The organism is Chitinophaga sp. 10T418 (assembly GCF_056394125.1).
On record NZ_JBFTHG010000002.1, the window covers coordinates 259,998 to 285,086 of the forward strand.

General features: G+C 43.5%; 14 protein-coding genes. 3 read left to right on the top strand and 11 right to left on the bottom strand.

The annotated features are described in order from the left end of the window. Nucleotides 1–102: 102 nt before the first annotated feature. From AC1DCV_RS05420 to AC1DCV_RS05445, 6 genes are all read right to left on the bottom strand, one after another. The gene (locus AC1DCV_RS05420) at nucleotides 103–1,515 is read right to left on the bottom strand and encodes a RagB/SusD family nutrient uptake outer membrane protein (RefSeq protein WP_477022749.1); all 1,413 of its coding nucleotides are present in this window, start codon (nucleotides 1,513–1,515) and stop codon (nucleotides 103–105) included. A gap of 156 nt (nucleotides 1,516–1,671) precedes the next feature. Continuing rightward, entirely contained in the window at nucleotides 1,672–5,217 is a 3,546-nt protein-coding gene (locus tag AC1DCV_RS05425) for a SusC/RagA family TonB-linked outer membrane protein (protein WP_477022217.1), read from the bottom strand. Between the two features lie 42 nt (nucleotides 5,218–5,259). Next, nucleotides 5,260–6,267, bottom strand: coding sequence for a FecR family protein (locus AC1DCV_RS05430; protein ID WP_477022218.1), 1,008 nt, complete (start codon nucleotides 6,265–6,267; stop codon nucleotides 5,260–5,262). 193 nt (nucleotides 6,268–6,460) lie between these two features. Next, nucleotides 6,461–7,039, bottom strand: a complete 579-nt coding sequence (locus AC1DCV_RS05435; protein ID WP_477022219.1) for an RNA polymerase sigma factor — start codon at nucleotides 7,037–7,039, stop codon at nucleotides 6,461–6,463. Between the two features lie 431 nt (nucleotides 7,040–7,470). Beyond that, entirely contained in the window at nucleotides 7,471–8,268 is a 798-nt protein-coding gene (locus AC1DCV_RS05440) for an endonuclease/exonuclease/phosphatase family protein (protein WP_477022220.1), read from the bottom strand. Between the two features lie 190 nt (nucleotides 8,269–8,458). Further along, nucleotides 8,459–11,449 (bottom strand): LamG-like jellyroll fold domain-containing protein, encoded by a 2,991-nt coding sequence (locus AC1DCV_RS05445; protein ID WP_477022221.1) that lies wholly within the window; start codon nucleotides 11,447–11,449, stop codon nucleotides 8,459–8,461. 554 nt (nucleotides 11,450–12,003) lie between these two features. Between AC1DCV_RS05445 and AC1DCV_RS05450 the strand changes: the two genes are divergently transcribed. Further along, nucleotides 12,004–12,900 carry an AraC family transcriptional regulator gene (locus tag AC1DCV_RS05450; protein WP_477022222.1) on the top strand — a complete coding sequence of 299 codons (897 nt, stop codon included), beginning with the start codon at nucleotides 12,004–12,006 and terminating at the stop codon, nucleotides 12,898–12,900. Here AC1DCV_RS05450 and AC1DCV_RS05455 read toward each other — a convergent pair whose 3' ends face one another. The 5 genes from AC1DCV_RS05455 to AC1DCV_RS05475 form a co-directional block, all read right to left on the bottom strand. Then, on the bottom strand, nucleotides 12,901–13,353 hold the full coding sequence (locus AC1DCV_RS05455; RefSeq protein WP_477022223.1) for an L-rhamnose mutarotase: 453 nt from the start codon (nucleotides 13,351–13,353) through the stop codon (nucleotides 12,901–12,903). A 5-nt stretch (nucleotides 13,354–13,358) separates the two neighbouring features. Continuing rightward, complete coding sequence (locus AC1DCV_RS05460; protein WP_477022224.1) at nucleotides 13,359–14,918, bottom strand: sodium:solute symporter family transporter; 1,560 nt, start codon at nucleotides 14,916–14,918, stop codon at nucleotides 13,359–13,361. A 16-nt stretch (nucleotides 14,919–14,934) separates the two neighbouring features. After that, nucleotides 14,935–16,107 carry an enolase C-terminal domain-like protein gene (locus AC1DCV_RS05465; RefSeq protein WP_477022225.1) on the bottom strand — a complete coding sequence of 391 codons (1,173 nt, stop codon included), beginning with the start codon at nucleotides 16,105–16,107 and terminating at the stop codon, nucleotides 14,935–14,937. A 738-nt stretch (nucleotides 16,108–16,845) separates the two neighbouring features. Beyond that, nucleotides 16,846–18,663, bottom strand: coding sequence for a RagB/SusD family nutrient uptake outer membrane protein (locus AC1DCV_RS05470; protein ID WP_477022226.1), 1,818 nt, complete (start codon nucleotides 18,661–18,663; stop codon nucleotides 16,846–16,848). Between the two features lie 34 nt (nucleotides 18,664–18,697). Then, on the bottom strand, nucleotides 18,698–21,790 hold the full coding sequence (locus tag AC1DCV_RS05475) for a SusC/RagA family TonB-linked outer membrane protein (protein ID WP_477022227.1): 3,093 nt from the start codon (nucleotides 21,788–21,790) through the stop codon (nucleotides 18,698–18,700). Nucleotides 21,791–22,667: 877 nt separating this feature from the next. Here AC1DCV_RS05475 and AC1DCV_RS05480 point away from each other — a divergent pair. Continuing rightward, on the top strand, nucleotides 22,668–24,203 hold the full coding sequence (locus AC1DCV_RS05480) for a glycoside hydrolase family 43 protein (protein ID WP_477022228.1): 1,536 nt from the start codon (nucleotides 22,668–22,670) through the stop codon (nucleotides 24,201–24,203). A 194-nt stretch (nucleotides 24,204–24,397) separates the two neighbouring features. Then, nucleotides 24,398–24,997 carry an RNA polymerase sigma factor gene (locus tag AC1DCV_RS05485; protein WP_477022229.1) on the top strand — a complete coding sequence of 200 codons (600 nt, stop codon included), beginning with the start codon at nucleotides 24,398–24,400 and terminating at the stop codon, nucleotides 24,995–24,997. The last annotated feature ends 92 nt before the right edge of the window (nucleotides 24,998–25,089 follow it).

Genomic DNA, 25,089 nt, shown 5'->3' on the forward strand with positions numbered 1-25,089 from the left:
CAAGAATGTGTCCCCCGTTTTATTAATTACCAAAACGCATATACGTTATTTGCAGCGTATCAACTTTCGGTAAATAAAATACCAGGAATTATTTCATGGCACTCAATATCCCGGATTCTGATACATCCCTGCAGGGTTCAGTATAGTTTCACTATAAGGTATAGGGAAATAGACATCCTTACTATTAAAATTAGCGATCTGCCCTATTCCCCAGTCAGCTTGCTTTTTTGAATGGATATAGGATACCAGGTCATCAGTATTGAAAAAACGAAGCAGGTCGAACCAACGATGATGTTCAAATGCCAGCTCTGACCTTCTTTCATGAAGGATGGCCAGTTTCAGTGTCGGGAACTTGCTTACATAAGCAGGATCCGTGGCAATTGTTGCTTCATAGGAAGGCATGCCAGCGCGGGTTCTAACTATGTTCAGGTACTGAATGGCAGTAGCCGTATTGTTTATGTACATGTTCACCTCTGCCAGCATCAGTATCACATCCGCATAACGAATCAGTATCCAGTCATTCCCTCCATAGCCACTTGTTCCGGCAGTAGAAGTTGTATCTCTGAATTTCGTAACATACCAGTCCTTAACGATAGGATCGTTGGCAAATTTAATGGAGAAAGATGCACGGGGATCGCCTTCTTCGTATTCATTCACCAGATCATGTTTCACATTGTAKCCCACACCCGTTCCTGGTTTCAGTGAATTCACCGTTTCTCCTTTTGCCTGTGCATCTGCGGCAATGTTTGAATGATAGTTGATATCTCCCTGAAGATTTACAATCTGCCAGATCAGTTCAGGGCAGGTGGCTTTCTTACTCACATCAAACACATCTTTGTAGGGTATGGTGGCAAGAGAGCTGAAAGTACGCATATTGTAACAGGCCGTCAGGTAGTAGTTAGCGCTGTCCAGATCTTTTGTATTAACGGCTGTACCGCTATTACCGCCACCCAATGTGGCATAGCGGGTAAGATACACTTGTCCCAGGATAGCAGTGGCGGCCTGTTTGGATACATGCCCCCGGTTAGCACCCGGTTGCACTACAGGTAAAGGGCTGTTCACCGCATCTCTCAGGTCAGCTACGATCTGCTGATACACCTCTGACCTCTTTACACGAAAGGTAACAGCGGTTACATCTGCCTGGCCGTCGAGTGGTTTAGTTACCATTGGTACATCTCCCCATTTGCGCACCAGGTGGAAATAGAGCAATGCACGTAAACATTTGGCTTCTGCTTTATACTGGGCCTTTACTGAATCGGCAGTAAATTTTACATTATCGATATTGGCCAGCAGAAAGTTGCATCGGGTAATCGCCTGATACAACGATGTCCAATGACTTTTCAGGTAGCCATTCGTTGGCAGGATAGCATAGTTATTGAACTGAAAGGGTTCTCCTGCACTGGACTGATTATCATTTGTACCGGTGTCACCTGAACGCTGATCGTTGTAAAGGTCACTTTCCTCACCGAGACAACTGGAGCTCCGTATGGATTGATAACAACCATTCAGTGCCAGGAGTACATCCGTCTAAGAAGAATAGAAGTTTTGAATCGATACAGAATTTGGATTGGTCTGCTCCAGGAAACTTTTTGTACAGCTACAAAAAAGTATAGCGATCAGTGCAACTGTTTGTAAATATATATTACGCATCTTCCTAAATTTAAAAGTTCATTAGTATGTCATATGAATGCCCATATTATAGGACCGTACCAGCGGATAAATACCATAATCCACGCCCGGCGTCAGGTTAGCGGTTGAATTACCTGTGCTGTAATTAAAATCTACCTCCGGGTTATATCCCTTGTATTTAGTGATGGTGAAAGCATTGTTGATACTTCCGTATACCCTTATAGCACTGATACCGGTTTTTCTCAGTCCGTTAATAACAGGCAGCTTATAGCCGATAGAGAGATTGGTGCAGCGAAAGAAACTTCCATCCTGCAGGTAGAAAGTGGAAAGTCTTGTACTGTTGCTTTGTGTTCCTGCTCTCGATGCGCGGAATACATGCCCATCACCAGGCTGATCTTCTGACCGGTAGCGGTTCACTACATCCTGGTAGTTATTACCGGATCCTTCCATGTTGTAGAGGTAATAATCCTGGCCGTCTAATACCTGGTTGCCATAGGAGCCGGCAAAGGAAGCAGCCAAATCGATCTGGCGGTAGTTGGCAGACAACGAGAATCCATAAGTGAATTTAGGGTAAGGAGATCCGATAATACCCAGATCACTGGCATTCACCACCCCATCTCCATTTACATCTTTAAAATACAGGTCACCGGGTCTCAGGCGATTCGTTTGGGCCAGCGAACGAGCAGGCCCTTTCAGCATATATCCCTTAGGGAATGACTGTGTTTTAGGATCATAGTTGGCATTATCAATAGCAATGTTTGCCATGTCGCTTTCCCGTACCATACCGGCCACCTGGTAACCATAGAACATGCCCACCGGCTCTCCTGTTTTCGTAATATGGGTGAGATAAGATCTTTCCGCCCCGGCTGTCATAATAGTGCTGGCACCGCCCAGGTTCAATACTTTATTGCGATTGATGGAAATATTTGCGTTCAGATTCAGGTTAAAGTTTTCAGATTTCACCACTTTACCGTCTATCTGAAAATCAAATCCTTTGTTCTGGATTTTGGAATCACGGAGATTGGTCAGGATGGTAGTTGATCCGGAAACAGCAGAGATATTATTGCGGAAAAGCAGGTTAAAAGTCCGGCTGTCATAATAATTGGCAATCAGCAACAGCCTGTCGTGGAAAAGCCCCACATCGATTCCCACATTATATTGTGAGGTGGACTCCCAACCCAGGTTAGGGTCTGCAATACCACCTACATAATAAGCATTGGAAACAATGTTATTACCGAAAATAACGCTCGATGGACCCACCATTGTTTGCAGTGCATTGTAGTTCCCGATGCTGTTGTTTCCACTCAGTCCCCAGCTTGCCCTCAGGCGCAGGGTGGAGTGGTCGGCCAGCCAGCCCTGGTAGAAGGATTCCTTCGATACGTTCCAACCCGCCGATAATGATGGAAATTTCGCCCAGCGATTATTTGAACCAAACCTTGAGGAGCCATCCATACGTAAAGAACCCGTCAGGTAATATTTACCATCGTAAGAATATTGTACCCTGCCCAGGTAAGAGAGCAGCGTATTTGTTGACTTACCCCCTCCTACTGACACCTGTCCTGCTGTTCCAGCAGTGATTTCCGGAATCAGGTCATTCTGAAATCCCAGCGCCGAAACACTGATCACATCTGAATTAGTTTCCTGTGCGGTATAACCTGCCAGTGCATTCAGGCTATGCTTTCCGAAATCCCGGTTGTAATTCAATGTAAATTCCGCGAGCCTGTCTTTCTGAGACACCGTTTGTGCATATGCGTTAGCGGCTGCTATCGCCTGTGGTGAATAAGGAGCAAAGCTTCCGACACTCAGGCTGCTTGGCTGATAAGAATCATACTTTTCGTTGTAGGTTTGTAAGCCGAGGTTGGCCTTGAATACCAGGTGACTGATCAGCTCATACGTAGCGAATCCATTATAGGTGCTCCGATTACCTTTCCTGGTGATCTTTATTCTTTCCAGTGTAGCTACCGGGTTTTCAACCGTCTGATAACCATAGGCGGCAGATTGTGCGGCGGCCAGGTTGGTAGCCAGGCTTCCGTCATCATTGTATACCGGGAAGATAGGCATATAAATTAATGCACCCATAGCAGGACTATGATCCCAACGTCCTTCCTGGGTTTCCTGGTTGGTGTTCGATGTGTAGGAAATGTTAGTACCTATTTTCAGTTTATCGCTGACATCCGCATCGAGATTAGCTCTGAAATTCACGCGTTGCTGGCCGGTATTCCGCATGATCCCGTCCTGGCGTTGATAGTCTCCGCTTACAGCATAACGGGTCGTTTTTGAACCACCTGAGAAAGCGAGGTTATGTCGCATAAAAGGAGCATTCCGGTATACCGCATCCTGCCAGTCGGTATTGTATTTAGGCGTACGTACTTTTTGAGCAGGGAAATCATACAGCTCTGTAGGGATGCTGATAGATGCGGCATTGCCGACCCGCGCAATCCGGGTAGGATTGTCGTCAGAATACATTACATCATTCCAAACCAAACCGGCATTCTGCACAAGGTCCTTGTAGCTGTCGTTTCTGCCGTCAACTACCAGTTGGGCAAATTCCTGTGCATTCAACAATTTTACTTTCTTCGCCAACTGGCCTATACCATATTGAAAATCATAATCCAGCTTTCCGTTGCCTTCCTTTCCTCTTTTGGTAGTGATCAGGACAACACCTCCGGAAGCCCTGGAGCCATAAATAGCAGCAGATGCAGCGTCTTTTAAGATATCGATTGACTCGATATCATTTGGGTTAATATAGAGATCATTCCCTGCGGGATAGCCATCAATTACATAAAGCGGATCACTGCCGGCATTGATAGACCCCACACCGCGTACCCGGATTTTAGGGCTTGCATAGGGAGAACCGTCTGTTTGTGACACCACCACACCAGCAACTTTGCCCACCAGCGCCTGGCCCAGCGAAGGGGCCGAAATATTCAGTTCCTTCGCTTTAACACTGGCAACTACCCCGGTAAAATCACTTTTACGCATCTTCTGGTAACCAACAAATACCATCTCATGTAACTCGTTCACACCGTTTGCCAGGCGTATATTGATAACTGCCTGATCATGCACCGTTACTACCTGTGTACCGAATCCGATGGAGGAAACTTCTAACTGCTTGCCAGCCTGGGCCTCAATCGAGTAATGACCATTCACATCTGTAATTTTTCCGCGACCGGTTCCCTTCACACTGATCGTAGCTCCTATCACTGGCTGGCCCTTGTCATCAGTCACTATTCCTTCTATTTTTTTGTATTCCGTAGCAGGCAGTTCAGACAGGGGTAAATATTTCAATGTTACATTCTTGCCATCCATCAGATAGTGAAGACCGTATCTTGTCTGCAATACTTCGAGCGCCTCTTTCAGACGGGTTGTATTTAGCTGTAGTTCTCCTGTTTGTACTTTTTCCAGCACCTCCTGGCTATAAGAAAAATTAACACCTGGCGCCTGCGCCTGCAACGCCGCTACTACTTTAGCCAGGTTGGAGCTTCGAAGGTCAAGGTGAATGGCTTGCGCATGCCCCTCCTGCTTAATAAAAAACATTACAATCAGGAATCCTAATATCCTAAATCGTTGTTGTAATTGTTTGCTCATACATTAAAAATTGATTATTATTCACTGTTTTATTTGTCGTTATCATCTCACATATAGTGTATTCCCCTGCCTTGAAAAATGCAGGTCCCAGCCGAATGCCAGGTGTTCAAGCACTTTTTCCAATGCGGCATTCTCGAATTTTGCTGTTATCGTCTGATTGTTTACTGCAGCATCGCAAACAACATGTACCCCGTATCTGGCCTCTATCTGAGCCATGGCCTCCCGTAGTGGTGTTTTATAGAACAGGAGACTTCCCGCCTTCCATACATCCATTTCTCCCGGTGTCTGGGTTTCAAGTCTTGCTACCTTTGCTACGTTGTCGTATATCAGCAATTGTCCGGGAGTTAATACATGGTCTTTGCTACCACTTACGCCATCATAGGTTACCCCTACTTTCCCGCTTTGCAGGGAGATCCGCAACTGACCAGTTCCTTCATAAGCTGAAATATTAAAGGCCGTTCCGAACACCCGCGTTGAGGCATTGTTTGAGCGGACAATGAACGGATGTTGTACATCGGGTTTCACTTCGAAAAAAGCCTCGCCGGTAAGTTGCAGCTCCCGGTGCCGGATAAAATCAGCGTGGTATTGAAGATGCGTAGCGGAATTCAACCAAACGACAGAACTATCTGGCAGCAAGACTTTCCGCACCTGTCCGTAACCGGTGCTTATTTCAAGAAATGATGCCATCTGCCGGACCTGTTGCCCCTGATACCATTTATGCCATTGGAAGATGGCCATTCCACCAAAGACGATGATGCCGGTCCACGCAGCAGCATACAACATGACTTTACGAAACCTGATTGGTATAACCCTGCCCTTCTCTGTCGGCTGTTCGCTCATCTGACGAGCTGCTACCGCCAGTCTCCATGCTTTTACCAGCCGTTCCTCATCGTCGTTATCCAGGAGCGCAGTATTGTTTCCGGAAAGGTTTGTATCCTCTCCTTTTTCAATCAGCTCATACCACTGTTCCAACCATCTGGCTTCCTGTGCGGTACATTCACCTTCCAGGTAGCGTTGTAAAATTTCTTTGATTCCGTTTTCGCGATGCATGTAATTCAAATATTGTTACAAGGTGTACCTCTATCCTCACCCTGAACACGTCCTGTTACAACATAGCATGTTCTGTTATGGGCATAAGGTTGCCACATAATAGTCTGCATACTGAAAAAAAAGACTAGTCTGTTTTTTTGAATTAATAATTCCGTAACATTAGATGGAAATGTTTGCGTTGGAGCGCATTCGGCTAGAAGAAGAGCAAAAAAGATGAGCACTTAAGCGCTGCACTTTGCAGACGCTTGCGGATCTGTTGTAAATGATTTCTGACGGTATTGGGGGATATCCGCAATTCTGCTGCGATTTCAAGGATGCTTTTTTGCTGTTCTATTCTCAACAGATACACCCTTTTCATTTGTGCCGGCAACTGAGTCAGCTCTGAGGCCACGAGTGCTTCCCTGCGCTGCAGTTCCTCTTCAAAATAAGAAGTTTCATGTGTAAGCCCTTCTCCGGAGATCTGCACCCAGGCACGAATCTGTTGGTCAGTCAGTTTTTTCTCCCGGAGACAGTCGAAGATTTTGTATCGAGCCATGCTGTACAGGTAAGTATAAATATCACCCTTTAAAATTATCTGTGACCGACGTTCCCACAGATTAAGAAAAATTTCCTGAAGAATATCCTCCGCTTCAGACTTATCATCTAACCATTTATAAATAACTGCTATCAATACACGCATATAGCGTCTGTATAATTGCTCAAATGCTGGTTGATCATCATGCCGGGACACAAGTACCCAGAGTTCATTGTCACTGTTACGATGCGATTGCATATCAGTATCTTACTAGTTTATTTTAAGAAATTAATATTCTCTGAACGAGAGGGGAATTGCCGGACTTACCGGCGTTAGCGATTCAAAAACCATAGTTACTGCTGTAGGTATAAACTGAGATACTAATTTTTGGGGCAAAACTAAAGAGAATTATGTTCGCACATATGAATATAGTATTATCATTTCCATAACTGGACGACTAATTGCTGCTATATTAGCCACTGAATGGAATTTGGCGGCAACAAAAATTATGATCTTACAGAAATAAATGACAACCAGGATGGCTTTTAAATCACATGTACTTACATATTAATTAACAGGAAGGAACAGATAAAACTCCGATGCAGAAAAATAGCCGGCGCTAAATTAGCGCCGGCTATTCGTGAAATTTTGCAATAAAGGGTGTTGTTTAGATGACTTTCTTCAGCACATTATTTTTTCCATTGCATACCAGCAGCTACCGGCAAATGATCTGAAGGATAAGCATCAGGCAATACACGATGAGTTAAAATTGAAAACGGATCACCTTTTCTCACTGCGATGTAATCAATTATTTTCGTGGGTGCATCCGAAGGAATAGTATTCGCACAACCGTTCTTACAGGAACGAATAAAACCGGCATCTAATTTCTCTACTACTTTACTGTCAGGTTCTGCATTGAAATCACCGGCAATAATCACCGGATACTTCCAGGATTGCAAGGATCTGGTAATCTCCTCTATCTGAAGCAACCGGCTGGCTTCCGACTGGGAGGCATCCATATGTGTACAGGCAAATATCAGATGTCCCCTGGCCCCCATATTAATAAATGCCAGTAACAATACCCTGTCTTCACTCCCACTGATGGCAGTTGGCAACTTAACAATGCGAGTAGAGTCAATTTTATATTTTGACAATATAGCGATGCCATACCCGCCTCCATCAAAGTCAATTGCTTTTGCGAAACAGCTGTTCATACCGGCATCACTGGCAATATCTCTGGCTTCATCAACCGCTTTACCAGATCTGCCTGTATGAACGTCTACTTCCTGCAAAGCAACAAAATCGGGTGCTTCTCTCTTCACCACTGCTGATATGGCTTTCACATCTATTACACCTGGTTTGGAAGGAGGATTAGCATGATGTATATTATAGGTGAGCACGGTCAGTGCATTCTTTTTCTGTGCGGATATATCCTGGCAGATGGCCAATAAGAAAATAAAACTCAGTATCCTGGAAAATGTTGTCATAACTATTTGTCGCTTTAAAGTCTATAAGGTGGTTCCTATTATTTTATTTTATCGTCGTCAGGCCTTCTTTAAGTTCTCCTTACCTTTTTGCCGGATGATCACCCATGCCATCGGTTCACGTCTGCTAAACAAAAGAGGCTGGCTAAAATCCCAACCTCTTTTGTAAACAGGATTAAAAACTCAATGCGACTTATTCCTTTACTACATACCAGGCATAACCTCCTGATGGGATAGATACCGGCAGCGATATTTCATGATGGGCATCAACTGCATAGCTGGTAATGTTGCCATCTTTGTCGGTCACTTTTGCATTGCCGGTAATCCCGGTATAGTATACAGGCACCTTCATTTGCCTGGTGATTGTCTTATCTGTCGGATTAAATATGACCAGCATCCCTTTTTCCTCAATACCGGAATTCACATGAAACATGGCATCCAGATCCCGCCCCGTAGGGCGGGCAATATGGATGATATCAGATGTTAGAATGGCCCTGTGTTGTTTAAACCAATTTGTCCATTTGGCTACCATTGCTTTTGTTTCCGGGGTATCGTATAAGCGTTTACCCCGCACTGTAAACTGGCAGCCGCTGGCGAGATGCTGAAATAATCCGACCTCGTATCGGTCGAGGTGTTGCGACAATGGCTCCAGGCCAACACGCGGATCTCCCGTGTAAAAGCCCACCAGCTGCAGCGTCATCCAGCCCATGGTGGGCGCTTTATGCCAGGTGCCGTCATAAATATATTGCCGCCCCAGTAATAATTGTTGCTGGGGAGTAAGGTTGGCACTCGCCTCCCTGTATCCCATGCCGGTGGCGCTCTGTCCATTCAGGAAATACCAATCCGGTATGGCGGCGTACATGTTACGTCGTTGGGTTTCGTGTAAAACCCGTACCTGTTGTTTCCATTGTTCCCATTGGGAGTCATATAAATTATGATGATGCGGATGCTCCAGAGAGGCACATACATCCCCATGATATGGCCCATCCACGGTGTAAGACATTAACCCTGTTCTATCGAAAAATTTCCACATTTTCGGATAGTAGGTATCCTGCCACTCACTGGCCACACAAACACTCTGCCCGAATAAGCTACCTGGTTTTCCTGTTTGCGGATCAATACAGTCCACCGTAGCTCCACGCCCCCTGGATGCCACCTGCAACTCATAACCGCCCATAATAATACCTTTGGCTGCTGCATAACCTGCTATCTCTTTCCAAAGACTCACATAAGCCGAATCCAGGTTATCATGCGATATGCCCGGCCATGCCATAATATCCAGCCGTTCAAATCCAAGCTCGCCCATCTGATCAATAAACTTTTTCAACTCCACCCTGTCATGAGAGGTGATACCTCCGGTGAGAAGCGACTCCGTTACCTGAGGTGCCAGCGTTCTGTAAAAACGCCTGTGCGCAAGACTCTGACGTTCCCGGTCATCGTTGTCATGTAATAATTCGAATGTTACAAACGATGTAAATTGTTGTTTGGGAAGCACAGTCTCATTGGGCCCCATAGGTGGCCGGCTAACCATCAGGTTATGATGAGGGAACCCCAGAAACCTGTCCTCTGCCTGATTATGTGAGGCCCACGTGTTATACTCTTTGTCTACCCGCCAATCTGTTGTAGACCTTCCTACCTGGTAGGCTGGCGGTGTCCCTTTATAATGCATCAGCGCACTTCCTTCTGTATCCGCATTCACCAATGCAAATGAATAATCGCTTTCTACGTGTAGTCGTTTAATCTGGTCCTGGTTAACCGCCAATACTTCTGACTCAGATTCCTGCACCGTAAAAGCAACACCACCCTTATTTTCAACAGTAACCCATTTGGCTATCACCGGAATTCCTTCATACAATTCATAATGTACCAACACCTCCACCTCTTTCTTAAAATTACCCTTGTAAAGCGGCGCCTTATAATGCATAATTACATGCACTCCTTTTGGAGGCCACTCTGCATGTACAGCATTATATTTTTGCTGCCAGGGATAGCGCACTTCAGGTTGCTTTAATTCGATACCATCGAACCGGAAGGCGGATGGTTCAGCTACCAGGTCCTTTAACCAGCTGTCCATCAGGTAAGATTTTTCCGGCTGACCACTTAATCCTCCGATATTAAACCAGGTGCTATCAATCATTATACGCGCCTCTGGCTTTACCGCTCTTATATACTCTGCATTATCAGACAAATTACTAAAACCTGTACAGGCAATATTTTCACTGATATAAAACTCCCGGGAAAGCAATCCGTTAGTAAGCAACAATTTCGCGGAAAGCCCATCTGCGCCTGGCTGCACCAACATCTGCGCCGGCACATGTATACGTTCCACCAGCCAGTCTGCCTGGTTGCCTGATAGCGGCCATTCCGTTACACGCTTTACGCCGGGCGTATTTAAAACCCCGGAAATCATTGCCTGTTGCTGAGCTACCGATAACTGCCGCTGCTGTACTATCTGTGCGCCATTATAGAGCAAGTGGCGGCGTGGATCAAACTTACCTTCCGTTAATTTACTCAGGCGCATTTCATATATTAAGCCATCGAATGAACTTTTCCGGCCCACAGCACCTGCATTAAAAAAAGCGGGAGCATGCGATATGCTTCCATCAGCTTCCAATGTCTTCACCCCGTTGATATAACCAGTTGTCTTCCGCCCTTTCACGACCAACGCAATGTGTACCCACTCGCCTGGAACTACTGTCCCTATATTCTTTCGCGCAATACGCCCATCTATTAAAACAGACCAACTATTACCCGTCTGTCCGATCAGATATCCCAATGAATCATTTCCATAACCCGCAAGCACGTTAAAATCTTTTCCACCCTGTTGCGCATCCTGCCTGGAATTTGCCTGGGCCCAGACTTCCATCACAAACCCCACTCCTCCATCGTCTATCGTTTGCAGGCTGTGATAACCCACGTTATTTTTAAACAACAGCGCACCCTCTCCCATCAGCTTCCTGTCTGCAGGCGCATCTGCAAAAAACACCGGTTGCCCCGTCTTCTTCAGGTCAAAATGATGAGCAAGATCTTTAATCGTATCTGGTCCATTGGCATAGGTAACTTCACCGGAATGTCCGAAATTATAGTGCGCTACAACAGCATTTTGCCCGCACAAATCATTTGCAAAAACGCTAATAATAAAAAAGTAAAACAGGAACCAATAGGTGCTCCGCAGAATAAACATGAACCTGAAATATTAAAGTAAATAAAGTAGCTACCTTTTATGAGATCACTGATATTGTCCATCGCTTAAAGATCCGCTACCGAAGAGACATCTTATCTCCACGCGAAATTATCACAATAGATAGCTTAAAACCTATTATTTTATTGATTACTATCAATGTTTTTTTGATATGAGATGACTTAAGCAGCAGAAGGATGCCGGGGTGTACGGAAAGAATTATAAAAAAGAGGCTGAAAAACCCCCTCCGTTAAATATCCTATTTGCTTATGAGACACTATTATACGGACGTTAAATGACAGCAGAAGTTGCTACAAAAGCCATTTTCCAATATGGATAGCATTTGTAGAAAAACAATTATTCCGGTCGAAAACAAATCCAATAGCAGGTACAAAGATGCGCTTCTTCGAGGCAGCATACAACGCTTAAATTAACCATTACAAATACTATTTTTGCCCATCGCAAAATCAATAATTCCATCTTTGAGAATTAGCAATATTCTCCGGTGTTTTCCCTATATTTGAATAGCCAGCACGATCTAACGAGGCCTACATTCTATGCAATATATATACGAGAATTTCACTTTTCCACCCGATCAATCGTTTACTGTCAGATCTGAAATTCTGGAGATAAAAAAATATGCTGCATTAAAGTCACATATTAATTTTGAAATAGCATTGCTGGAAAATTGCAGTGGCAAAAGATTTATCGGTGACCATATCGAAGATTTCAATGGTCCGGAACTGGTGCTGCTGGGCAGTTATGTGCCGCACTGTTGGCAGTACTACCAGTTGATCGATCCCTTGATTTCTCCACAGGCGGTAGTCATCCATTTCTTTCCCAATTTCCTTGGAAAGGATCTATTGGAAAAACCGGAAGCCAAACAGTTGAATATACTTTTTGACAAAGCAGCCAAAGGCATTTTATTTACCGGCAGTACCTTGCACACGGCGAAGATGATCATGCATCAAATGGTCTTTGTGTCCGGCCTTACCCGCATTGCATTGATGATACGCCTGCTCGATATCCTCTCGCAATCTGAAACATCAAGCGTATTGTCTTCTCCCTTCTACAACACTGTTGAAAACTCCGGTGAAGCAAAAAAAATAAATAAAGTATTCGATCATATCTTTCAAAATTTCAGGAATGATATCACGCTACAGGAAGTTGCAGATCTTATTCCTATGTCATCAGCTGCATTCTGCCGTTTCTTTAAACGTAACACCAACCGTACCTTAATAGATTTTGTAAAAGAAGTACGCATAGGACACGCTGCGAAATTATTACTGGAAGGACACTACAACGTAGCTGAGGCCAGCTACAACAGCGGGTATAACAACATTTCAAATTTCAATAAACATTTCAAGGAAATCAAGGGCCTTTCACCACGAGACTTCCTGAAACAATACGAGGATAAAGAAAACCTCTTAAAACCGAATACTAACAAAATATAGTTAGTCTTTAACAAAGCGATAGAAAGGCGCTGCTTCTACCCACTTTTCATTCTTTCCCGTCCCTGCTACACCAGTTTGATAACCATCCATCAATCTGTTCCATTCTGCACAACGTTTATCATATGACTCGGCCGTTTTACCCATCTGATCCAGGTTAGCATCTGCAGGTACTGAAAGCGTCATTACAAGAAGATATCCATGCCGGTACAGTGTTATTTTCCTATATCCTGCTTTTCTAAACCCGGCCTCTACTTCGGGCCATATATGCGCATGATAATCCAGGTACTCTTTCAGTTTTAATGAATCGGGCACAATATTCACAACAAAGACATATTCTTTCAACTCAGGCTTACTGTCTCTTTCCGGGCTACCGGTACTACATGCATGCAGCACCAGCAAAAGACCAACAGACAACAAAAGCAATGAAAAGAAAGAAGAACGGATTTTGTACATAGTGACTAATTTAATACGATATAAATAATTGTCATGATCAAAGCCAGCAAACCCCATCCGAGCCATAGCCACCTGCCCATCACCAACATTCCGCTGCCAGGGAAATTAAATACCGGCTGATTCTTTTCCGGCGCTTTGAGAATGAGGGTTGTCAACACTAAAAGCGCCACCAGCCCAATAAAAATATAAACAGAAAGTAACAAAAAATGCGGCCAGAAACCTTTGTACGGATAATTTAATACATAGCAGATACCAATCAACAGGCAGATAAATCCACCTCCGAATAAAACGGCTTCTGCACCAATCCGGTGTGTACGCTTCCAAAATATACCACCCAGAAAAACAACTGATAAAGGCGGCGCCAGAATAGACACCAGCCCCTGACTTAACTCAAACAGGCTTTTACCGGAATAAGAAAACAATATAGCAATGGCTACACCTAAAACAGCTGCCAGCGCTGTCATCCACCTACCAACCGTAAGTTTGGTGCTGTTACTCAAAAGCATAAACTGGCTGACCACGTCCAGCGTAAAAACAGTACTGAATGAGTTAAGACCGGAAGAAACCGTATCAATCAGCGATGCAATCAATGCTGCAATGCAAAGTCCACGTAATCCCTGCGGCATCAATTGTTTCACCATCATGATATAAGCGTTATCCGGGTGCGTTATATTTCCATACAGTAAAAAACATAAAATACCAGGTAATACAAAAATAAATGGTGTAATTATTTTCAAGGCTGCAAGGAAAAGAATGCCATACTGCCCTTCTTTTATACTTCTTGCAGCGAGTACTTTCTGAACAATCGTCTGATCGGCACACCAGTAATAAACGGCTACAACGGGATAACCAGCCACTATCGCTATCCATGAATATTCCGGATCGGCTGTTGAATGAAACAACTTCCAGTAATCCGGTGACACAGCTTTAACCACTCCTTCTGCATGCCCTAATTTCCATATAGCCAGCAACGTTAGCAACAAAGAGGAGGTAATGATAATTAATGATTGAAACACGCCGGTACGAACAACCGCCTTTAATCCACCAATAGCCGTATAACTCGTAGATATAATCGCCACCAGTACAACAGCTTCCCACAACGAACAATTAAAAACGGTGGATATTACAAGTCCTCCTGCATACAGCGCACTACCTAACCACACAAATAAAATGGATACCAGGCTGTATACCACCAGGAAATTATATGACCTCCTGCCATAACGCAACAATAGAAACTGCGGAATAGTGCTGATACCAGCTGAGATATAACGTGGAATAAAAAATGCAGCCAGTAATATAAGAAAGATCCAGGCAAGCCACTCGAAGTTACTTCCAACCACACCTCTCGAAAAACCAAGGCTGGATAACCCTATCAGCATCATTGGCCCGGCATTCGCACTAAACATGGAAAACCCTATCTGCCACCATTTCAGAGATCTTCCACCCAAAAACATGTCGGCTCCTGGTGATGCACGACGGGATTTAAGATAAAATCCAAGAATAAACAGTGTAACTACGTATGCAAAAAGTACCAGATAGTCTATACCTGTCAAAGTTATCTTCACAAAATAGGCTTAAGCATCACAAAGATACAACAGGCCGGTAACCCCTGACATTCTTTTTATTCCAAACATGCCTGGTTGCCAGTTTACCAGTATACTCACAATTACTCCAGTTTACCCGTACTGGCAGACCAGAAACCTCCGGTAAATAGAATCGTCCATTACTCCATCCCGGCTTCACATCAAAATATCTTTCCAGCCCGGACATAATTGAATACATATATTCTACCTGACTGGATCCCGAAGCGGTAGCCATCAGCGAAGACGTAAACAAAGAGTATCCCCCGGATGAAAAATCTACCTGGTGTCTGTTGGCTAACTCCTTCACCGCCATCCATTCTTTTACACCGGCCAGATGTCCTGGAACCGGTTGCAAATGCGAAACGCCAATATCCACAAGGGTTGGAAAAACCCGGGATGTTCTTTCCGACTCCCCAAAAGCAATCTTCATAGGCGTCTGTTTACATAACAATTCAATCTGATCAAAAGAAGCAGAATGAGTGGGCTCTTCAAACCAGGCCAGATCTTCCCCCCCGGTAAGATCTATAAACCTTAACGCCTGTTCACATGTCCAAATCTGGTTGGCGTCCACTGCTAACCTGGTTTGTTTGCCCAAAAGACTACGAACAAATTTTACCCGCCTTACATCTTCTGCCATATTAAGACCAAAGTCTTTTCCTACTTTCATCTTATAGCAATCCACTCCAGCCGCTGCGAAAAAACGGACCTCCTGTTCCAATTCAGGGTAAGTGTAGTTAGTTCCTCCTCCGCTGCCATATACCTTCACATCATTACTGGTAGCTCCCATATAAGTATGTAACGGAACACCCACCCGCCTTGCGGCAAGATCATGCAGGGCCATATCCACCTGCCCCAGTAAACCAGCAGCAGGACCGCGGAAACCTTCATTCCGGATCGACCAATACAACCTCGCATATAACTGCTCGTAAATAATATCTGTGGAATATAATAACAGCGGTACCAGGCAGGCTTCTAAAATATTGGTATAGCTGCTGTAAACAGGCGATTCCCCGACATTCCCATATTCATCTTCAATCACAATCAGCGACATACCAAACTCGGGAAAAGGTCCCATAGTGGCATCCTGAAATGGTGTAACGGCCTTTACAGGGGCCAACGCTCTGATTTGTATACTTTGGATATTAAATATCTCCTGATCAATACTGTACATTTTACACCTGTTTACCACTATTACAACTTGAGATTCTATATAGGGTTGCTACCGGTAAGGGACCGTTCTTAAAACCATTTATACCGGCATCTAACTCAATTTTATTCACCATGATCGGCTTTTCCCTGAGCCCCACAATCCGGCGGGACCCAACATTCACTCATCATAAATAATATGCTTCATAAAGTTATGCAACAGCCAGCGCCTATTGTACAACAATATTGACCAGCATCAATGCTATATTTACACCCATTGTACAACAAATTTAAACCAGGGGTAGGAATACCCCCGGCATTTCGTGGAACTTTAAAATGATCAGTTCAATTCAAGATGCACTCTGACAGTTGCTAATTATGTACAAAAATTGAAACCCCTTTAGTATAAGATACCTTCTATCTATGAAGAATAGAAGAGAAGGGACACGTTTGAGCACTCATTCGCTTCCCTTTCACTTAAAAGACAAAGATCCTCTTGTCATCCCGAAAAATCAACATCAATATTTGCCGGCTTACATGTTATTTTATCCCTATAAAAATAGTCATGACCTGCATCCGCAATATTTTTTGATGCAGGCATCTTAATTATATTAAAAACAGGTAAGTAAAAGATCCCTCAATACAGCTCCTTCGTTCCGGCTTCAGGAACAAGCCGGGAACGAAGGAGTTATTCTCACTACAATAAAAAAAAGAGGCCGGTAAACACAACCGGCCTCTTTTTACGTGATTTATTTTTAACTATTTACTGCAGCGGATCAAAGCCTCCACCCCATTCGATATTTTGTTGTAATACGTTTTTCGATTGTGAAATCTGGCCTGGATTTAATGCCGAGAACCAGTGTGTTAAATTGTAGTTGAATTTATGATTAACGTCTCCATCCACGCTGGCAATATATGCGGCATAAAACTTCGCCCTGGTGGTATCGTTGAGAATAAGTTCATTGCTGGCTACTTTTTTATCTGGTTGCAGCACTATATAAATGGATTGACGCGTGCCCATTGTATTCAGGAGATCATATCTTTTCCAGCGTCTTAAATCGCCGGAACGTTTTCCCTCAAATGCAAACTCAATAAATCGTTCTGCCATAAAAGCACGCTGTATTTCTGCTTTCGTTGCAGCAGTAATACCATAGGTACCAGCGTTACCTGGCAAAATACCTGCCCTCTGACGAATCTGATGCAATACATCCAATGCTTCGGAAGTTTGACCTAATTCATTGGCACATTCACCGTAGTTCATCAATACTTCAGCAAAGCGTATTTCGGGCCAATCGGTTTGTCCTTTCGCGCTGTTTTCATCTGCTACCGTTGTATCTAATCCTTTCTTATCGTAAAAACCTAAAAAACCGGGTATACCTGATCTGTTAAAATCGGTTACCAATACACTCTTGTAACTGGCCCTTTCGGTTGAATTGCCGGAAATATGGCGATACACACACCAATAGGTTTCTCCCTTCCGATAGGTATCAGCGTTTTGATCAGGGCACACATAAGGTACTCCTCCAAAAAATACGGTCGCGTAAAAACGGGGGTCACGGTTCAGATAAAAATCCTTTAAAAACTGGCTGTTGTAAGCGGGATCAGACAACCTGCTAACATCCATGTCCATAGGAGATCCGTCACGTTTTGGGAAACCGAGCAGCATAGGAAGATAAGGTTGGTTATGGTTATAGCCACCTGCTTTCAGGCCAGTCAAATCTACAGGATGCCCGGGATAGAAGAATTGGTTCACCATAATCACCTCTTTGTTCCGCTCCTGGTACCAGATGTTCTTGTAATTCTCAAATAATCCGTAACCGGCAGCAATGCCCGCGTCTTTTGCGGCTTTATTAGCATCGTATGCTGCCTGCCAGCGGGCTTTATCGTTAGAGGGATTAAACAAGGGGCTGGCATACCATAACAGCACCTGGCCTTTGAAAGCCATGGCGGCAATTTTGGTTATTCTTCCATAATCTTTACCAGCATCAGCGTATACTGCGGGCAAAACAGCAATAGCCTCATCCAGGTCTTTCACTATCTGCGCCACACATTCAGTCGTTTTACTGCGGGGAACAAATAATTCCGAAAGGTCAGACGGGTCCTGAACATGCAATATCAGCGGTATGCCACCTACCTGTTTCACCATATTCCAATAGGTCCATGCCCGCCAGAATTTGGCTTCTGCTACATAACGTTTGTTCAATGATTCGTTGACTACCGTATTAGATACGGTGCCCATTTTATCCAGGAAGTAATTAATCCTGTCGATATACTCATAGTTTAAATCCATATGGGTATTCTCCACCGTAGTAATCCCCCGTTGGTTTTCGCCAAGATTATGACCATCTCCATGCATCCCTTCATCACTATCATTTCCACTCTCCGGCCATCCGGGCATTAATTTGCCATAAATATCATTGAGGTAAGCACTTATCATATTGGCATCAGTCCAGACTTTATCCGGAACAATGGCATCCTTATTTTCATAATCCAATCCCTTTTTACAAGCCTGACTAAACAATATCAGTATGACCGACAACAATCCAGCGCCGTATGTGGAGAAACGAATTTTACTATTCATAACAATGTAGTTTTTAATTTTAAAACAAGTTGAATTAATAGGTCACACTTACCCCAAAGTTGAATGTGCGCATAATGGGGAAGCTGTTGGGTCCACCAATTTCAGGATCGTAATACAACTTGTTAAATTTGCTGATGATAAACGGATTGGAAGCGTTGAAGAAAGTGCGTGCACCGGCGAGACCAGCTTTATTTACCCAGTTCTGAGGAAGTGAATAACCAAGTGATATATACTTGCACCTCACCCAACTACTTTTTCTCCACCAGAATGTACTTGGATCCGAGGTTACCTTGTTTGTGCCATCGTTAGAGGAGTAACGAAGCGGTAAGGAGGAATTGGGGTTCTGAGGCGTCCAGCTATCGGTAGACCATTTCACCCAGTTCCGGTTCCATTCCACATTTTGTGCCATGGGTCTGATAGACTGGTAATAATTTAAATTACCATTAAAGCTGACATCAAGACTCAGCCCTTTCCAGGATGCRCCAAAATTTAATCCCACGGCAATTGGGTTGTTATTCTTCTTCCATTCAATCGCATCCCAATCGTCTATAATGCCATCCTGTTTGCCATTAGGGCCGTTAATATCCTTATATACCAGTTGGCCAAGCGCTGCTTTGTAGCCATAATAAGTATAATTGGGATTGGCTGCATTCCAGGCATCGAGGTCGGCCTGCGTTCTGATTATCTTTTCAGCTACGCGGGTGACGATATTGCTAGTGCTTTTATTGAGCACGTCATCATATGGATGGGTAAGATTCTGATCCCTGATTTTAGTAATTGCATTGCTATAAGAAGCTATCGCATTGATATGATAATTGACACTTCCCGTTTGTCCCGTATACCCTATGCTCAACTCCGCTCCTTGTGCTCTTATTTCTCCGTAATTGGAAGAAGGTAGTGGTCTGCTAAATGTAGGAGGTACTGTCTGAATACGGGCTCCGAGGATGTCATAGGTTTTTGTAAAGAAATATTCCAGCGAGGCATTGAAATGTTTTAAAAAGTTAACATCAATTCCTGCATTATAATTCAAGGTTTTTTCCCAGGTTAAATCAGGATTTACCAGTGAGCCGTACTTGATGCCTACACCAGTTGCACCTCCTGTTCCGAAAAATGCGCTTTCGCCCTGCTTGTATGCTTCCTGCCATTGCCATCCTCCTACGCCATCGTTACCCACTAAGCCGKCAGATAACCTTAGCTTGAGCATATCAATTTTGTTTGACCTGAAAAAGTTTTCCTTTGAAACAATCCAACCCAATGAGCCGGATGGAAAGAGGCCCCAACGTTTATCGGGCGCAAACTGCATGGACCCATCATAACGAAAAGCAAAGGAAGCCAGGTATTTGCTGTCATAATCGTAAAAAAACTGCCCGATATACGATTTTCTTCCGGAGGGTTGTTCGGTGTTGCCTTCCACATAAGAATCCACTCTGTCGCCACTTGTAAAGCCCCATTGATCACTGACATATACAGGGAACCGCTCCCTTGTACCTTTCATCCAGGAACCATCGTTGCCAGTGCGTTCATAGATCAGCCATGCTTTTACATGGTGCACGTCCTTAAAGGTATTTTCATAATTTACCTGTAAGTTCAACTGATAGTCAGTACTCCACTCATATCGTTCAGACAACTTGTTGGTATGAAAAGATTTTTTGAACCCTACAAAATCTTTAGGATCTGTACTGATGATATATTGGTCAGTTGTTTTCATCATCCACATATCATATTGCTTAACAAATGCCTTCTCCCGTTGGTTGGAAAACGATTTACTAAACTGGCTCGCTACGCTAAGCCCTTTGACACCTGGAATCTGGTAGTTAAGCTTTAAGTTGGCCACCGGCTTAACGGAAGAAGAAGTCTTATACCCGTTATCACCCCTTGCCTGTGCACCCATATTCTGAATCCAACCATAGTCAATGGGATGACCGTCAGTTGTCCAAACAGGTTGATATGGCTGCCATACCCTTAGCTTAGCATACACATCACCATCGTAATCATTATCAGAAGGGAAATTTTTAATATTATTATTGAGTGATAAGAGCGCTTCCGCCGTCAACCCCTGCGCAATCTGGGCCTTAATATTGGCTCTTACGTTGTAATTTTGCCATTTCAGATTTTTTATGAACAGCTGCTGATTACTCATTGAACCGCCAATGAAGTATTGTATTTTATCTGTTCCTCCGGTGATACTTAAATTATGCGTAGTAGTAGACGGGTCATGCCATACAGCAGCTAATTGATCGTATCCCCAACCATCATTAATTGTTTTAAACTTATCAATAACAGTTTGGCTATATGAATTGGGTGTTATCCGGTTCTGAAATTCAAAATACTGCACTGCACTCATCAAATCACTATTCCTGGTTCTTTTGTCAACGCCCGTCTGAAAAGAATATTCAATGGTTGCTTTACCGGATTTCCCTCTGCGTGTTGTCACCACAATAACCCCCGCAGCCGCTCTTGAACCATATACTGCAGTAGAAGCTGCATCTTTCAGCACGGTGATGTTATCCACCTCATTGGGCGATAAGCGGTTAAAATCATCACTACCTGCAATTCTTCCATCAATTACATACAGAATATCCTGTTTATTCTTATCCCAGGTGGTCCTTTGACGGATAGAAATGCCCGGATCGTTTCCTGGTATTCCCTTCGGGCTGGCAACGTTCACACCTGCGATCTGACCTGCTAAAAGATTACCCAGTTGTTGAGTCGGTATATTACGCTTTACTGCATCAAATTTTACGGTTCCTATCGAAGCAGTTAACAATTCTTTTTTCTGTGTACCATATCCCACCACCACTACGTCATTGAGTGTTTCGGATGATGTGTTCATCGGGATAGTGAGATTGTTCCGGGCACTTACAGTAACAGGTTCATAGCCTACTATTGTAACCCGCAGACGGCTACCTTCAGGCACTGTTATTTCAAACAGTCCTTCCTTGTCAGCTATTGCATTTTTTTTGCTGTCAACAAGGGTAATAGTGGCTCCTCCCAGCGCCGCCCTGTCTTTTGAGTCAATAACTTTTCCTGTAATTCTGATCTGGTTTTGTGCAAATGAAACCTGCGTAGTCAGCAGTAGGCATAAGATACCTAAGAGCCACCGGAGTGGTTCTACTTTTCTTTTCATAACTGAATAGGTTGACAAATCGTGACAATAATATCCTCGATAATTCTGAGGCAAATCTCGTTGACGAAGATCACGCGATATATTTTTTTAAACAACAACTGCTTTGATTTTTAATAATGTTATTTTGCCCCGAATATTTTTTTATGCAAACGCAATGTTTGAAATAAAATAAAATCATCAGATCGTATTTATATTATCCTGTATTACAAAATGGTCAGCCACCACTCTTCATTTTCTTACTGAGTTAAAGGGAAAAAATTGATTTATCAATAGGATAATTTTTACAGGAACAGCAAAATCGCGCAGACTAAATCACAAACAATGTAGTCTACAAAATGTATATGATGTACACCGCTCCATTCATACTTTCACTTTGAAGTAAAATTCATTTTTCGGAATACACCAGACTGATTGCTTCTCCGCTTTTCTTAATATCCGGGTTTCATATAAGTGATCATTAAGCGTGCTACTTTACACAAAAAAGAATCGCTATTATCAAAATAACATCTGAATAAGTCAAATTAACTGTAGTCTGGAAAATATTATCTATTGACCTTCGTATGCTTTTGAACAGCATAAATAATTCAAGCGCCACGCTATCACCAAAAACATGCTTACTATTACGTTGGATATGATCGATGCTATCTTTATTTTCCAGTTTACTGCCAACGCGCTCCCTATAATATATTTTATACTATTTTATACATGAAGTATAGTGTTTCTTATGCCAGGTAAATCAGTGTTATTAAAAAATATCTGTAGCTTCGCTACCTTCCAGCATGATTGCATCCCCAATGAGATGTAAAATCGCACTGCTTATGAAAGGCAGCGCCACACTCAAAAAATAACGTTACGCGAAAAACAAATACAGTGATCAATGAAAGGGACTTTATTATTATCTACACTTCTACTGTGGTTCACTACCGCCTTCTCACAAACTAATAAAAGCTGGACACCAGATTTGGGTAACGGCCATTTTAAGAATCCGCTCATGTGGGGCGACTGGCCCGATCCGGACATTATCCGGGTAGATGATAAATTCTATTTTATTTCTACCAGCATGCATTATGTACCAGGCTGCCCCATTGCTGTTTCCCGGGATCTGGTAAACTGGGAAATGGCCGGATATGCCGTATCCAGGTATGATGAAGACGCCCGTTATGATATGAAAGGGGGAGATATGTACCTCAGTGGTTCCTGGGCAGCCACCATCCGCCATCATGACAGCACCTTCTATGTAGGCTTCTGCACCCCGAAGATGGAAGGAAAAGAAGGGCATTTTTCTATTTGTACAGCTAAAAGTATAAGCGGACCATGGACAAGAACCATCTTCCCTGAGTACCTGTATGATCCGGGACTCTTTTTTGATGATAATGGGAAAGTGTATGTGGCACATGGGCAACAAACACTTTATATCACTGAATTAAATAGCGATGCGAAGTCCGTAAAAGTTCCGCAGCGAAAAATTTACGACAATCCCGGCTTCCCTTATCTTGAAGGATCACATCTTTATAAAATCAATAATAAATATTATATACTTGGCTCTACCGGCGGCACAAGGGGTCGCGAAGTGTGTTTACGCTCAGACAGCATCTACGGTCCCTATGAATCGATAGTAGTAATACATGATGATCATACCTATCCTGGCAATGGATTGCATCAGGGTGGTATGGTACAATTAAAAGATGGCTCCTGGTGGTTTATTATTATGCAGGATCGTGGCCCCATAGGGCGGGTGCCGAATCTTGAACCGGTTACCTGGGAAGATGGCTGGCCCATGCTGGGTAAAAACGGGATGGGAGTAGATACATTCCCTAAACCTGTAATTGGTATAACCAGCCCAATCAGGGTGCCTGCCAGTTCTGATGAATTCAATTCCCCCGTATTGGCCCTGCAATGGCAATGGAATCATAACCCGGATAACAGTAAATGGTCGCTGACAGAACACCCCGGCTATCTTCGTTTAAAAGCTGGCAAAGCGTCCAAATGGCAGCAGGCTATCAACACCTTAACGCAACGCGTAGAAGGCCCATATTCAGAAGGAACGGTGGAAATGGACGTACAGGGAATGAAAGATGGAGATATCGCCGGTTTAGGCATATTCCAGCTTCCCTATGCCTATGTAGCTGTTCAGCAAACCAACGGCAGGAAAAGAATAATCATGGCAAACAATGACAGCATTATAGCTGTAGCTCATTTAAAAAGCAACAGGGTCTGGTTTAAGTCTTATGCCAGAGAGAAGGGATTTGTGGCCACTTTTGCCTATAGTACCAATGGCAAAGACTTTATCCCGATTGGAAACGAATTAAAAATGGGATTGGGACTGGACTGGACGGCCAACAGGTTTGCATTGTTTAATTTCAATACCCGTGCAGCCGGCGGTCATGCAGATTTCAACTGGTTCAGGCGATAAATAACTGATCTGCCTCCATTAAAAACGCCTGCGCTGGTCGCAGGCGTTGGAACTTTATTGAGCGCTCCATGAAGCAATTTGTTTTTTTGTACCTTGCAACTGCATCTTTACCAATAACAACAGGTCATTCAAGCATTTTATTTTTAGATTTGCCGGATTGGATGATCTTAAAAAAGAGAGCAGGATTTAACGGAATGAATAATGATTCAATAGATGAAATTGCACTTTTCCACCAAATAGCTCAGGGGGACGAAACTGCATTTGAAATATTGTTTCATTTGTATGTACCAAAGATTACACCTGTGATTGCACGTGTAATACAGGTAGAGGGACCAGAGAAAGATATTATACAGGAAATATTCCTGGGCATATGGCTTGGCCGGGAAAAGCTGACAGATGTACTGATTCCACATAGCTGGATTTTCAAGATGGTGTACCACCGCTGTTACAGTTGGTTACAAAAACAGGAAGTCCGGAATAAGGCCAGCCAGAGCATTATAAGGGAAAGCAGCGACCAATCCAATCTCACAGAAGAAAATATTGCTTTTTCCGAAACATCCCAACTGGTAAAACAAGCCATTCGCCAGTTACCACCACAGGCACAAAAGATCTACCTGCTCAGCAGGGAGAAGGGACTAAAAATTGCCACCATCGCGGATCAGCTCCAACTGTCACCGCAAACCGTCAAAAACTCACTGGTCCGTTCCCTGAAATCCATCCGGGAATACCTCATCAGTAAAGGTGTTATGCTCCCGCTCATCCTGCTTGGATGGGACATTTTATTTTTTTATTAATTTTTTTTTAATCGGATAGGTACTATTTGTTTAGTTGCCGTACGTATATAGCAGGGGGCTTCTCAATAAGGAGATCTCCCATGATATCAACT